Here is a 13,424-nt window from a genome sequence, read left to right on the forward strand (position 1 = left end):
AACTTTTTATGCGTTCCGGAAAGTTTATTTCAGGACGCTTTCACACGGTGAAGCCCTTAAACTTTCCTACACGATAAGAAAACCCAGCCGACTTAAGCGATCGCTGGTGTCGGCTGGGGCCCCGAACATTTTTCTAGCGGCTGTATGGGATGTCCAAATTTATAACTCCTTATACACTGAAAAAAACCCCCTCTAATTCCGAGAGGGGGTTTTGCTTGTTTGTTTAGCGGTAAATGAACACGCTGGATGTTTTTGCATCCCAGCCAACCTTGTAACCCAGATTGTCAGCGACAAACTTGATTGGAATCATCGGCATGTTGTTTTTCATGGTAACTGCAGTCGGCAGCGTGACTTCCTGAGCGCCCACCTTGGCTTTGTTGGAGCCGACGGTAAAGCGAAGCACCTTGGTTCCGCTGATGATGGCCACCGTTTGGTTGTTCCACTGTGTGGTCAGTGCCAGTGCTTCTTTAAAGAACTGGGCAGGTACGACAGTCGTGCTGTTTACAATGGTCGGAGCCGCTTGCAGCGGATAGGTTTTGCCGTGGAGCGTGAACGATGCTACATTCACCTTGATCAGCGCTGCATTAGCCGGGACGCTTACTGCTGGCGGAGCTGTTGGAGCTCCCCCTACGCTGACAGCGCGGGCGAACAGCAGACCTTTTTCTTCCGATGTGAACACGCTGATGCTGTACGCGTTTTTCACGGCCGGGTTGACGATGTTGGCAGCCGGGCTGATCACCACATTCGCAGCGGTTGCAGCCGGGATGTCCTGGGACGGATAGATCAGGACGTTTTGACCGCGAACAGCTACGTAGTTTGCCATTACGCCGTTTACGGTGACATTGGCAGGCGTGATGTAAGCAGGTACGCGATATCCCACCGGGAAGACCAGCTCAATAAAGTCACGCTGTTTTACCAACGGTACGCTTACGCCCTTGATCGCCACGTTGACGCCGGTTGCCGTGTTCAGGGCTGGATTGGTCAAGCCAATGGTTGCGGTGCTGTTGTCAACCGGAACCGGTGTGGCTGGTGTGGTCGGCGGCGTATACGTTGCGCCGGTGATTTTAAACGACTTCGACGTGATCGTCTTGCCGTCCACGGTCATTTTCAGAGTGTAATCGCCCGCTGTTTTCGGGTTGGTTACCCAGGCGGTATAGGAAAAGCTCACTTTTACTTCGCTGTCCGATGTGAAGCCGCTTGGCGCTGTGACATACACCTTGTTGCCCGACGAATAGACGTTTTTCGCGGCCTTGCCGTTGATCGTTACATCAGAGGCGGACCATACGCCAGGGAGCATCTCGGAGCTTGGAAACTCCACGATCACATCGTCGCCACCGTAAAGTTTTTTGCTGCCGAAATCAGCTTCAAAGGTGTAGCTGGAGCGAGCTCCCGCGGTGGTATCAGACAGGCTTACCGTAAAGTCGCTGTCGGCGCTGCCGGAGCCGGAACCTTCCGTAATCTCGAATTCTTCGGAGTAGTATGTATCTCCGTCGTACTCCACTTCAATGGTATAGTCGTCATCCGCGCCAGGGTTGGTAATGCCTGCGGACTTGAGGAATTCGATTTCGAGTTCATCATCCCCGTCGGCATCTTCCGGAATCTTCAGTTCTACTTCGTCTCCGTTGATATCGATGTCATCCACTTCGTAGCCATTGATCTCTACGTCTTCTGTATCGATACGGCTCGGAACCATGTCTTCATCAGGGAAGATTACGGTTACCCACTCGCCCTCTTCCAAATCGGTTTCCAGTTCGATCGGTCCAAGGAAGTAGTCCGTTTCCACGTCTTCCTCGTCGTCGCCGATGTCGACGCTGAACTCTTCGTCATCGTCGTCATCATCGTCATCGTCTTCATAGATGGAGACCTCATCTGTATCCGAGTCCTCATTCTCTGTCTCCACTTCGATTTCGTACTTGTCTTCTTCGTCAGGATTGACGACATTGTAGATGGAAATCGTGACGTCGTCATCTTTAGACAGGTCGTCCTTCAATGTGATGGTAATGGTGTTGTCATCCGTATCGACTGACACATCGTCGATGTCTTCACCATCGACTTCGACGTCGTAATCTTCATCGATATCGCTCAGGTCGAATTCATCGTCAAAGGTAATGATGATTTCTTCGCCCGCGTCCAAATCTTCCTCGAGCGTAAAGTCAATCGTATAGTCGGTTGTTTTATCTGCCGTATCGTCATCCATGTCAACTGCCAAATCACTGACCGCATATGCCTGCGGAGCGGCTACGAACGGTGTCGACACCAACGCCGATGCAAGCATGATTGGAAGTACCTTTTTGCCTTTTTCCATGTTATCCTCCCAATTCCTTCGTTTTTCCTAAATCTATAAAACTTTTGAACGCTACCAGTTTACCATAAATACGAAATAGAGGGAATCTTTCGCTCAGATTTTATCATTTTTTATCCAAATATGCGGAATCGCCTCCAAAAATAGGTAAATTACTGGGTACATCTGCTTAGACGTGCGAGATAGGAAAAAGGTTACAGGGTAAAAAAATAAAATTTTCTAAACAACAATAGAACCAAGCCGAATGACTTGGTTCTGAATCATGGCCTGTCAATACAATCTGGTGTCGGGCCCGATATTTTCCAATTTTTGCTTCACGCTTTGCAGGAAGCGGCCGCAGATCAAACCGTCCAGCACGCGGTGGTCGAGCGAGAGGCACAGGTTTACCATGGATCGGATGGCGATCATGTCGTTGATCACAACGGGGCTCTTCACGATCGACTCGACGCTGAGGATGGCCGCTTGCGGCGAGTTGATGATCGGCATGGAAAGGACAGAGCCGAACGAACCGGTGTTGTTCACGGTGAATGTGCCGCCGGACATGTCCTCCATCGTCAGCTTGCCTGCTCGGGTGCGGGCGGCCAGATCTTCAATCGACTTGGCAATCCCGTAAACCGACTTCTGGTCTGCATCCTTGATCACCGGTACGTAGAGCGCGTCCTCGGTAGCGACGGCAATTGAGATGTTGATGTTCTTTTTCACGACGATCTTGTCGCCGGCCCAGGTGGAGTTTATCATCGGGAATTCCTTCAGCGCTTCCACAACGGCCTTGATGAAGAACGGCAGGAAGGTGAGGTTCACGCCTTCCTTTTTCTTGAACTCGTCTTTTACCTGGTTGCGGTAGTTCACCAGATTGGTTACGTCTGCTTCCACCATCGTCCAGGCATGCGGCGCTTCGTGCTTGCTTTGCACCATGCGGTTGGCGATGGTACGGCGGATCAGTGTCACCGGAACGACTTGATCGCCTGATGCAACTGGAATATCGTACGTCACATTGGCAGCCGGTGCAGTCGGTGCCACTAGGGCCGAAGGTGCTGCCGACGCTTCTGTCTCAACAGCCGGAGCTGAAGCCGGTTGTGTCGGAACGGCAGTCGGTACAGGCTGCTGTTTGCCCGCCTGAATGATTTTTTCCACGTCTTTGCGAGTAATCCGCCCACCTAATCCGGTACCTGCGACACGGGACAGGTCAATGCCGTTTTCTTGTGCGAGGCGCATCACCGCAGGCGAAAAACGCTGCTTGGCCCTCTGCTCTGCCCCAGCGGCCGGTACCGCAGCGTCAACTGCGGCAGGCGATACCGATACCGAAGTCGGGGCAGACTTTGCATCGGGTGCCGCGGCCTGTTCGGTCAAAGCCGCTGTGCCGCCTTCTTCGATATAGAGGATCAGGGTACCGACTGCAACCGTCTCCCCTTCCGGCACGACAATCTCCGTAACGCGGCCTGACACTGTGGATGGAACCTCAGCGTTTACCTTGTCGGTGGAGACTTCCGCGAGAGGGTCGTATTTGTTGACCGTATCTCCCACCTTGACCAGCCATTTGGCAATGGTGCCCTCGGTTACGCTCTCACCTAACTGGGGCATAAGCACTTTCGTAGCCATGATTTGCCATCCTCCTCGCTTTAAAAATGCGCCAGCTCACGCATGGCTGCCAAAACTTTGTCCGGGTTCAGCATGAAAAATTTCTCCATCGGCGGGCTGTACGGCATAGCCGGAACGTCAGGACCGCACAGACGCTTGATCGGAGCATCCAGATCAAACAGACAGTGCTCGGCGATAATCGCTGCCACCTCTCCGCCAATGCCGCCTTCCTTGTTGTCTTCATGCACGATCAGAACCTTGCCTGTCTTGGAGGCTGCTTCGATAATCGCTTCCTTGTCCAAAGGGTACAGAGTTCGCAGGTCAAGCACGTGTGCGCTGATGCCTTCCTGTGCGAGCTTTTCCGCCGCTTGCAGCGCAAAGTGAAGGGTCAGGCCGTAGGAAATGACCGTTATGTCCGTACCTTCCCGTTTGACGTCCGCTTTTCCGATCGGCAGGACGTAATCCGTTTCCGGTACTTCCCCTTTGATCAGGCGGTAGCAGCGCTTGTGTTCAAAAAACAGCACCGGGTCATTGTCGCGGATCGCCGCTTTCAAAAGTCCCTTTGCATCGTATGGAGTGGAGGGCGCCACAATTTTCAGGCCTGGAACGCTGTTAAACATCGCCTCGACGGACTGGGAGTGATAGAGTGCTCCGTGTACCCCTCCGCCGAACGGCGCGCGTATCGTCACCGGGCAGTTCCAGTCGCCGTTGGAGCGGTAGCGCATCTTCGCCGCTTCGCTGACGATTTGGTTCACGGCCGGCATGATAAAGTCGGCAAACTGGATTTCGGCGATCGGACGCATGCCGTACGCAGCCGCACCAATCGCCACCCCCGCAATGGCGGACTCTGCCAAAGGCGTGTCAATCACCCGCTCTTCTCCAAACTCATCAATGAGTCCTACGGTCGCGCGGAACACACCGCCGCGAACGCCAACGTCTTCTCCGAGTACAAACACACTGGGATCGCGACGCATCTCCTCGCGCATCGCCATGGTTACTGCATCAATAAACGAAATCACTGCCATCGTGGTATGCCCCCCTTTACTCGCCGTACACGTGCGTGAGCGTGGATTCGGGTGTCGGATACGGAGCGTTCTCTGCGTATTCCGTCGCTTCATCCACCTCGCGCCCAACGCGGTCTGCCAGCTCTTGTTCTTTGGCGTCATCCAGCAAACCGACTTCTTTCAAGTAGTTGGCAAACAGCAGAATCGGATCTTTCCTTTTCGCCTCTTCCACTTCTTCGCGGGTACGGTAGACGCGGTCATCGTCGTCGCTGGAGTGTGGAACCAGCCGGTACATCACCGCCTCAATCAGCGTCGGTCCACCGCCATTGCGGGCGTGTTCAACGGCTTCCTTACACACACGGTACACCTCAATCGGGTCGTTGCCGTCCACGCTGATTCCCTTGAAGCCATAGCCGATGGCGCGATCCGCAACACTTTCGCAGGCGAGCTGCTTTTTCAGCGGAACGGAGATCGCGTACTTGTTGTTTTCGCAGAAAAAGATGACAGGGAGTTTATGTACTCCCGCGAAATTGGCCCCTTCGTGGAAATCCCCCTGGTTGCTGGAACCTTCGCCGAAGGAGGTATAGACGACGAAGTCCTTGCCTTGCATTCTGCCGGCCAGGGCAATACCGACCGCATGCGGAACCTGCGTGGTCACCGGGCTGGAGCCGGTCAGGATGTTGTATTTTTTGCCTCCGAAGTGGCCGGGCATCTGGCGGCCGCCGCTGTTCGGATCTTCCGCTTTGGCGAACGCGGAGAGCATGCAGTCGCGAGCCGTTTGTCCATGGACCAGCACGACACCCAGATCACGGTAATACGGACAGAGGTAATCCTTGCCTTTTTCCAGTGCAAAGGCAGCCCCTACCTGCGCCGCCTCCTGCCCCTGGCAGGAGATGACGAACGGAACCTTGCCTGCCCGGTTCAACAGCCATTGCCGTTCGTCGATTTTGCGGGCGAGCAGCATGTAGTAGTACATATCCAAAACCTGCTCGTCGGTCAAACCAACCTGTTCGTGCCGCTTGGTAGTCTTCGTCATAAAATACCTCCTCTAAATATGAATCGCTTCTCCGTCCACGGCCAGTGCCGCTTCGGCAATCGCTTCAGACAGTGTCGGATGCGGATGAATGGTATGGCCAATCTCCCAAGGAGTTGCGTCCAGTACGCGAGCCAGGCCTGCTTCGGAAATCATGTCGGTCACATGCGGTCCGATCATGTGAACGCCCAGGAGATCGTTGGTCTTGGCATCTACGACCATCTTGACAAAGCCGTCGTTCTCTCCAAATACCAGCGCTTTCCCCAAAGCCTTGAAGCTGAACTTGCCGGTTTTCACTTCATAGCCCTGCTCCTTGGCTTCCGCCTCGGTCAGTCCGACGTTTGCCACTTCCGGACGGCTGTATGTGCACTTGGCTACTTTTGTATAGTCCATCGGCTGTGGATGCAATCCGGCCATGTGTTCCACTGCGAGAATGCCTTCGTGGGAGGCGACATGCGCCAGCTGCAGACCGCCGATCACATCCCCGATCGCATAGATGTGAGACTCCGCCGTCTGGAAGTACTCGTTGACGGCGATGACACCGCGCTCCACCTTGATTTCTGTCGCCTCCAAACCGATGTTTTCCACATTGGCCTGACGTCCGACAGAGACGAGCAATTTTTCGGCAGTAAGGCTTTTCTCCCCGTCAGCCACTTCCGCTTTGATCGTCACTTGACCATCCGCTTTCACGAGGCTTTCCGGAAGCACCTTGGCGCCGGTAACGACATTCACCTTGCGCCTTTTCAACAGACGGGCCATCTCCTTGCTGATTTCCTCATCTTCCAATGGCAGAATCCGATCGGCGTATTCCACCACAGTTACCTCCACGCCAAAATCGTTCAGCATGGACGCCCATTCAATACCAATTACCCCCCCGCCGACGATCACGACCGACGAAGGCAGTTCCTTAAGTTCCAGCGCTTCATCGCTGGTGATGACGTACTCACCGTCGATCGCAAGACCGGGAAGCGTACGCGGACGGGAACCGGTGGCGATCAACAAAAAGCGAGGGACGACGATTTCCTGATCGCCGTTTGCCCTTTCGATGCGAACAGCGCCGGCTTGCGGCGAAAAGATGGATGGCCCCATCACTCGGCCAAAGCCGTCGAAGACCGTAATTTTCCCTTTGTTCATCAGGTAGTGAATGCCTTTATGGAGCTGATCAATAATACCCTGTTTGCGTTTTTGCACCTTGGCAAAATCGTAGCCGACATTGTCTGCCAGCACGCCAAACCGGTCGCTTTCCTTCAAGGTCGCATACACTTCCGCGCTGCGCAGGAGCGCCTTGGATGGGATGCAACCGCGATGCAGGCAGGTACCGCCCAGCTTATCCTTTTCGACGATGGCCACCTTCATGCCCAGCCGCGCGGCGCGGATGGCCGCCACGTATCCGCCGGTTCCGCCGCCGAGTACGACGAGATCAAACTCCTGTGACATCTCCTTCATTCTCCTTTCTACAAGCCAAGCCCAGGTTCACAAAAAACAAAATATTCAAAAGAAAATGCGCTGAAATGTCCTCCCTTACCAATCGATAAGGGGGACCGTCTTTCCTTGATTACCGGCTGTATACCGATTTGCCGTTCACAAGGAACGTGTTGCGAGACTTGGCTACGCTCGCAATGCGCTCTTCCGCCAGGCGGTCTGCCGCTTTGTAGGAAGGTACGTTGTCTCGTTCGGCAATTTCAAACACGCGCAGAATATTGTCGTAGATGGTTTCCACCTTTTTCAGCGCGCGTTCGCGGTTATAGCCTTGCAGCTCATCCGCCACATTGATCACACCGCCCGCGTTGATGACGTAGTCCGGAGCGTAGATGAGACCCATCTCGTGGATGATATCGCCGTGTTTATCCTCTTTCAGCTGGTTATTCGCTGCGCCGGCGATCACTTTTGCTTTCAAGAGCGGAATGGTGTCGTCATTGATTACGGCACCGAGCGCACATGGAGAAAAGATGTCGCACTCTACGCTGAAGATTTCGTTGACGCCGACAGCTTTGGCCCCGAAGTCGTTTACGGCGCGGTTTACGTTTTCCTCATTGATGTCCGTTACGATCAGATGAGCGCCTTCTTCATGCAGGTGTTTGCAGAGGTTGTAGGCGACGTTGCCCACACCTTGAACCGCTACCACACGGCCAGACAGATCATCGCTGCCGAACGCCAGCTTCGCTGCTGCCTTCATGCCGCGGTAAACACCATAAGCAGTCACCGGAGACGGATTGCCGCTGGAGCCAAATGCCGGGGAAACTCCGGTGACGTAATCGGTTTCGAGATGAATGGTATCCATGTCGGCCACGGTTGTGCCTACGTCTTCAGCCGTGATGTAACGACCGTTCAAGCCTTGTATGTAGCGGCCAAAGGCACGGAACAGCTCTTCGCTCTTGTGCTTGCGCGGATCGCCGATGATGACCGCTTTTCCGCCGCCGATATTGAGTCCTGCCGCTGCGTTCTTGTATGTCATCCCACGCGCGAGGCGAAGTACGTCGACAATCGCTTCTTCTTCATTGTTGTAGGGCCACATGCGTGTGCCGCCCAGCGCCGGACCCAGAGTTGTATCGTGAATGCAGATAATCGCTTTCAGGCCGGAATTCTCGTCCTGGCAAAAAACGAGCTGCTCGTAATCGTACTTTTGCATGTAATCAAAAATGTTCATGATGAAACCTCCCATAAGTATTCTCTGCGCTACAAAGATGTTGAGATCTTTCCTAGGGTGTACTGGAGAAGTATCTGGTATGTAATTATATGCAAAAGCCATGCCAAGCGAATCCAACGATGAAAGCGCTTTATTTCCCTCTGCCTACCCGATAGGAGACGTTCAATATCGCGCAAAATCTTGCACGGTCAAGCAGAATTTTGCATGCAAATTTCTGCACACAGCTATCCTTGAACGCTCCCCTCATCAATGCCAAGCCTTTCCATCTTGTAATACAAACTGCGAATGGAAATCCCCAGCCGTTTTGCCGCGAGCGTGCGGTTTCCCTTTGCTGCGGCGAGTCCACGCAGGATGTGTGCCCGTTCCGCCTCTTCCATTGCCTCTTTCAGGGTTTTGCCCAAGGCAGATGCCTCAACAGGAGCCTCTCCTCTCGCGATCCCTGTTCGCAGCTCCAGCGGCGGCAAGTGCTCCGGCAAAATCACCGTCTCGTTGAATTTCATGTGGATCATCGCCCGGCCCAATACGTTTTCCAGCTCCCGGACGTTCCCCGGCCAGTGGTAGCCGCAAAGAATGGCGAGTGTATCCGGTGCGATTTCCTCTACATTGCGGCCATACTCCAGATTGTATTTTCGCAGCAGGTGAAGCGACAGCGGCTTGATGTCCTCTTTTCGCTGCCGCAGCGGCGGGATGTGGATGGGAACGACGTGAAGGCGGTAGTACAGGTCTTCGCGAAAACGTCCCGCCTGAATCGCCGACTCCAGATTGACGTGTGTGGCTGCGATGACGCGGACGTCAATCTCGACGGCCTTGGTACCCCCGACGCGAACCACTTCCCTCTCCTGCAGGACGCGCAGCAGCTTCACCTGCATACTCATCGACAGTTCCCCGATCTCGTCCAGAAAAATGGTGCCGCCGCTCGCTTCTTCAAACAACCCCCGTTTGCCGCCGCGGCGCGCTCCGGTAAAAGCGCCTTCCTCGTAGCCGAACAGCTCGCTTTCCAAAAGCGTCTCGGAGATCGCGGCGCAGTTGACCCGAATAAACTGGTTGTACTTCCGCTCGCTCGCGTTGTGAATGGCGTGGGCAAACAGCTCCTTGCCCGTGCCGGATTCACCGCGCAAGAGCACAGTTGCAGGTGTCAGCGCCGCTTTCTGCGCCTGTTCGATGGCAGCCTGCATCGGCTCGCTGAGGCCGATGATGTCCGTGAAGGTGTATTTTGCCTCCAGTGTACGGATGATGCGGCGGGCTTTTTCCAACTCTTCCGTCAGTCGCTTGAACTCGGAGATGTCATGGATGACGCCGACGCTTCCTTTCAGCTTGCCGTCTACCATTACCGGCGCGACATTGACGACCACGTCCTTGCGCTTTGGCCCGAGCTTCATCGGAACGCCGCGGACAGGCTTCTTCGTCTGGAGTACCTGCATGTGCATACTGTCGCCCTCCCACATGTCCACCGTCGCCGGCTTGCCGATGACATCCTCCGGAGACAGCCCGGTCAAACGGGTGTATGCGGGGTTGAACAAAAGCCCGTACCCGTTGGCGTCCACTACGGAGATGGCTTCGTCTGACGAATGGATAATCGCCTGTAGCATGCTTTTCAATTCCTTTAAATCGGTCACTTCTTCCGCCAGCGCCATCACCTCGGTGATGTCCCGGAAGATGGCAACGGCACCGACGACTTGGCCCCGTTCACTCCGAACCGGAACCCGGTTGGTGATGATTCGCGTCTTGTTGGGCAGCTCCTGCTCCTGGTTCAATTCGGGCTGTCCCGACTCCAGTACAATATGTAAACGAGTATTGGGGATGCTGTCGGACGCTTTGGTCCCCAGCACCTCCTTCGCATCAATTCCTATCAATCGTTCCGCAGCCTTGTTGAACAGCGTGATGATCCCCCTGCGGTTCACGGCGATAATGGCGTCATGCGTGGAGTTGAGCATGGTCTCGTACTCCCGCTTGTTTTGCGTCAGCTTTTCGATGAGTTCGTCCCGTTCCCGAATCAGCCTCATGACAATTTTCGTGAACGTGCCGGGAATAAGCGCGGTCTCATCCCGTTTTAACCGCAAGATCCGCTCGTACGCCGCCTGATCGCCGGTCGCTTCCAAAATGACGTCAAGTTCCTGATCCAGATAGGGAAGATAATCGGTTCCCACTTCAATTCCCAACGACTTCGCCAACTGGATTCCCGGCGCATCCTCCCGGTGGTCGATCACTGCGACAATGTTCATTTTCTCCATGTTGCTCAGCATGCGGAGTAATGCTGTACCGCCGCGACCTGCTCCGACGATGAGCAGCTTGTGCATATGGGTCCCCTCTTTTCTCTCATGCAGATCCCTTTCATTTTACCGTAACGGAAAGCTGATGGATAGTGAACGGCCGGTTTCCATGGACAAGGAAAGGGGGAATCCATTATGATGTTGGAGGAACATGAGTGAAAGGGTGTGAACAACCTTGATCGGTCAAAAACTGGTCGCTCTTCTCATCATGGTGATTCCGGCATCCATTGCCGTATATGGGATAAAGCTGATGCGCGATGCGTTCTTTTTTTCGTTTTCACCGGAGGCTGGCGGATTTCTTTGGGGGAAGTTCCTGCTGGGGCTGCTTCTGTTTGCCGTTCCTGTCGGCTTTATCGGCGGCTTTATCCTGCATCACGATCGCAAGCGCAACCGCGTCCAGCCGCGTTTCATGCAGCGTGAAGAAGACGACGAATAGAACCGGGCTAAGCTCGGTTCTATTTTTTTAAACGGGAGGGAACGTTACTCGAACGTATGAGAATCACATCCTATCCGTCTGATTCCGCGGTTTCTGCCTTCCCCACTGATCAAGCCGACGCAGCCATTCTACCGATTGAATGACGCGGGAAAAGGAGACGCGCTCGGCAATCAGATGAAGGGCCGCGAACAGCACAAGCAGTCCTGCCTGCACCGAAAACGGCGCATTGGTGACCAGACACGATCCGGCGACGAAGCCCAGGTAGTTTGCGCCCGTGTCCCCGAGCATCAGACGTCCGCGTGCATCGTACGGGAACAGCAAAATCGTAGCGGTGAGAACGGGAAGGATCCAACCCCATCCCGATAGCTGAACCGACATCGGAAAACCGACAGCAAAGGAAATCGCAAGAAGCAGCCAAAACACCTTGATGGCACGGGCGGGCCGCAGATCGAACAGATTGACCAAATTGGTCGTCAAGGCGAGCAAACCGGCGGTGACCATTACCAAAACAAAACCGTCACATAACGCGTTAGAGACAAGCAAGGCTGTGATCCCTCCGCCCACCGCCTTCCACAGACCGCTGGTTACTCTTCGCTCCTGCCAGAGCATGCGGAGGTGTCCGCGAAACCCTTTTGCCTCCTTGTCCCGATCCGGTGAACGGTCATCCTGCCATCCAAAGAGAGCGGCAGCGAGCGAGCCGGTCAAACATACCGTTGCTTCGCTTTCCAGGCCGGAGACGAAAAATAGTATAACGGCAGGAATCGCAGAATAGACGGCAAGAAAGACTCCCCCGGCCGTCAATACGTTTTCTCCCTGATAGTTTTTGCGTATCATGCCCGCGCTCCCCAGCCAACGGCCAATCAGGGTGAACCCCATCAAGTGCAGCAGGCCAGGTACACCGAGTCCGAGCAATACCGGCACCGTTACCTGCATGAACCTCCCTCCCACCACTTCCGGCAAAGCGCCCGGCCAATCGCTACGAATTCCTTTCCGCGATGCATGCATCCCGCGAGGTCGTTTCCCGTCACGCGATGAGTAAAGGAGACTGGCACTTCCATCACACGATAGCCCGCTCGCAGGACGTCTACAGTCAGCCCGACTTCAATGCCGAAACCTCGGTCCAATCGCCTCACCCGTTGAAGCACTTCGCGACGAACGGCCCTCTGACCGGACAGCGGCGCCATCGGCTGGTAGCCGGTCAGCATGCGAATCCCGTGACGGGCCAACCCTTTGGCCAGGCCGAAACCGCCCTTGTTCTCGGGAACCGGCAGTACGGCAATAGCCATGTCACACATCCCTTCCTGGACAGGCTGCAGCAGTTGTTCCGCTTGTCCCGCGCTCTCTCCCAAATCGCTGTCCAACAGCAGCACGATGTCACCCGCCGCGCGCTGCCATCCCGTCTGCAGGGCGAAGCCTTTTCCCCTGTTTAGCGGCAAACGGATGACCGCATCGGCCCAGGTACGCGCCAGCGCTTCCGTCTCATCAGCGCTGCCGTCATCCACCACGATCAGTTCGTGGCACGCAACGTTCTGACGGATTGCTTTCAGCGTGCTGGCGATGTGCTTGGCTTCGTTGTAGGCGGGTATGACGACGCTAACTTTTTTCACGTTCCAACCTCTTTTCCTTTAAGAGCGTCTGCACGTCTTCCAACAGCTTCCACTGCCTGGATGGAGAGTCAGGCAGCTGCTCGACGTGCAACCAATGGCATGATGCCGGCAGCTCGGTCAACCATGGCGGTTTTTCCCGTCCAAACACAAGAAGCGGCCAATCGAGCGGAACACGTCCCTGTTGATAGGGAATCATCTCGACTCCAACCGTAAACAGGATACGTTTCAAATGGTCGAGTCGCATCTCGTCCGGGTGCCACACGTACACCTTGCTGCCCTGCAAGTCTTGGGCGTAGCGAACCGCCATCAAGTGTATCACTTCCTGATTGCTTTGTTCGATTTGCACGATCAGTTGATTCAACTGCTGCTTCAGCTCGTTGTTGCTTTTCAGGGCCTTGTCGTATTTCGCCTCCATGCTGCTGAGAAACTCCTGTTCCTTCAGCGCAAACCACGATTGTCCGGCGGTGCCTCCAAGCAAAATGCCGATTCCGAGCGCGAGAAAAATGGCTGCTACAGTGATCAGGTGATAGCGAATATGGATCATGGG

11 protein-coding genes are annotated in these 13,424 nt (G+C 54.8%); 1 reads left to right on the forward strand and 10 read right to left on the reverse strand.

What is annotated here, in order from left to right; genetic code table 11:
* Positions 1 to 223: 223 nt before the first annotated feature.
* The 7 genes from ACE99V_RS03625 to ACE99V_RS03655 all read right to left on the reverse strand — a co-directional run bounded on the left by ACE99V_RS03625 (position 224) and on the right by ACE99V_RS03655 (position 10,861).
* Complete coding sequence (locus tag ACE99V_RS03625; protein WP_400489907.1) at positions 224 to 2,305, reverse strand: copper amine oxidase N-terminal domain-containing protein; 2,082 nt, start codon at positions 2,303 to 2,305, stop codon at positions 224 to 226.
* Between the two features lie 267 nt (positions 2,306 to 2,572).
* Positions 2,573 to 3,901 (reverse strand): dihydrolipoamide acetyltransferase family protein, encoded by a 1,329-nt coding sequence (locus tag ACE99V_RS03630; RefSeq protein ID WP_400489908.1) that lies wholly within the window; start codon positions 3,899 to 3,901, stop codon positions 2,573 to 2,575.
* A 20-nt stretch (positions 3,902 to 3,921) separates the two neighbouring features.
* The gene (locus ACE99V_RS03635) at positions 3,922 to 4,905 is read right to left on the reverse strand and encodes an alpha-ketoacid dehydrogenase subunit beta (protein ID WP_400489909.1); all 984 of its coding nucleotides are present in this window, start codon (positions 4,903 to 4,905) and stop codon (positions 3,922 to 3,924) included.
* Positions 4,906 to 4,921: 16 nt separating this feature from the next.
* Positions 4,922 to 5,920, reverse strand: coding sequence for a thiamine pyrophosphate-dependent dehydrogenase E1 component subunit alpha (locus tag ACE99V_RS03640; RefSeq protein WP_400489910.1), 999 nt, complete (start codon positions 5,918 to 5,920; stop codon positions 4,922 to 4,924).
* Between the two features lie 12 nt (positions 5,921 to 5,932).
* A complete protein-coding gene (gene lpdA / locus ACE99V_RS03645; protein WP_400489911.1) occupies positions 5,933 to 7,354 on the reverse strand; it encodes a dihydrolipoyl dehydrogenase in 1,422 nt (473 codons plus the stop codon).
* Positions 7,355 to 7,472: 118 nt separating this feature from the next.
* Positions 7,473 to 8,564 (reverse strand): Glu/Leu/Phe/Val dehydrogenase dimerization domain-containing protein, encoded by a 1,092-nt coding sequence (locus ACE99V_RS03650; RefSeq protein WP_400489912.1) that lies wholly within the window; start codon positions 8,562 to 8,564, stop codon positions 7,473 to 7,475.
* Positions 8,565 to 8,788: 224 nt separating this feature from the next.
* On the reverse strand, positions 8,789 to 10,861 hold the full coding sequence (locus ACE99V_RS03655) for a sigma 54-interacting transcriptional regulator (protein ID WP_400489913.1): 2,073 nt from the start codon (positions 10,859 to 10,861) through the stop codon (positions 8,789 to 8,791).
* A 148-nt stretch (positions 10,862 to 11,009) separates the two neighbouring features.
* Between ACE99V_RS03655 and ACE99V_RS03660 the strand changes: the two genes are divergently transcribed.
* On the forward strand, positions 11,010 to 11,270 hold the full coding sequence (locus ACE99V_RS03660) for a DUF2627 domain-containing protein (protein ID WP_400489914.1): 261 nt from the start codon (positions 11,010 to 11,012) through the stop codon (positions 11,268 to 11,270).
* Between the two features lie 63 nt (positions 11,271 to 11,333).
* Here the strand turns inward: ACE99V_RS03660 and ACE99V_RS03665 are convergent, their stop codons facing one another.
* From ACE99V_RS03665 to ACE99V_RS03675, 3 genes are read right to left on the reverse strand one after another with little or no spacing between them, the layout of a single operon-like run.
* Positions 11,334 to 12,203: a UDP-N-acetylmuramyl pentapeptide phosphotransferase gene (locus tag ACE99V_RS03665; RefSeq protein WP_400489915.1), complete on the reverse strand. Its 870-nt coding sequence runs from the start codon at positions 12,201 to 12,203 to the stop codon at positions 11,334 to 11,336.
* Positions 12,194 to 12,877, reverse strand: a complete 684-nt coding sequence (locus ACE99V_RS03670; protein WP_400489916.1) for a glycosyltransferase family 2 protein — start codon at positions 12,875 to 12,877, stop codon at positions 12,194 to 12,196. The genes ACE99V_RS03665 and ACE99V_RS03670 overlap by 10 nt, the downstream gene beginning before the upstream one ends.
* A complete protein-coding gene (locus ACE99V_RS03675) occupies positions 12,864 to 13,421 on the reverse strand; it encodes a copper transporter (RefSeq protein ID WP_400489917.1) in 558 nt (185 codons plus the stop codon). Before ACE99V_RS03675 ends, ACE99V_RS03670 begins: the two co-directional genes overlap by 14 nt.
* Positions 13,422 to 13,424 lie beyond the last annotated feature (3 nt).

The organism is Brevibacillus soli, from assembly GCF_044759095.2.
GTDB lineage: Bacteria > Bacillota > Bacilli > Brevibacillales > Brevibacillaceae > JBIYSM02.

What these genes read in the sequence shown, in the direction of transcription:
- ACE99V_RS03630 (WP_400489908.1), bottom strand. Translation starts at nt 3,901, where the DNA reads ATGGCTACGAAAGTGCTTATGCCCCAGTTAGGTGAGAGCGTAACCGAG.
- ACE99V_RS03655 (WP_400489913.1), bottom strand. Translation starts at nt 10,861, where the DNA reads ATGCACAAGCTGCTCATCGTCGGAGCAGGTCGCGGCGGTACAGCATTA.
- ACE99V_RS03650 (WP_400489912.1), bottom strand. Translation starts at nt 8,564, where the DNA reads ATGAACATTTTTGATTACATGCAAAAGTACGATTACGAGCAGCTCGTT.
- ACE99V_RS03665 (WP_400489915.1), bottom strand. Translation starts at nt 12,203, where the DNA reads ATGCAGGTAACGGTGCCGGTATTGCTCGGACTCGGTGTACCTGGCCTG.
- ACE99V_RS03675 (WP_400489917.1), bottom strand. Translation starts at nt 13,421, where the DNA reads ATGATCCATATTCGCTATCACCTGATCACTGTAGCAGCCATTTTTCTC.
- ACE99V_RS03625 (WP_400489907.1), bottom strand. Translation starts at nt 2,305, where the DNA reads ATGGAAAAAGGCAAAAAGGTACTTCCAATCATGCTTGCATCGGCGTTG.
- ACE99V_RS03635 (WP_400489909.1), bottom strand. Translation starts at nt 4,905, where the DNA reads ATGGCAGTGATTTCGTTTATTGATGCAGTAACCATGGCGATGCGCGAG.
- lpdA (WP_400489911.1), bottom strand. Translation starts at nt 7,354, where the DNA reads ATGTCACAGGAGTTTGATCTCGTCGTACTCGGCGGCGGAACCGGCGGA.
- ACE99V_RS03640 (WP_400489910.1), bottom strand. Translation starts at nt 5,920, where the DNA reads ATGACGAAGACTACCAAGCGGCACGAACAGGTTGGTTTGACCGACGAG.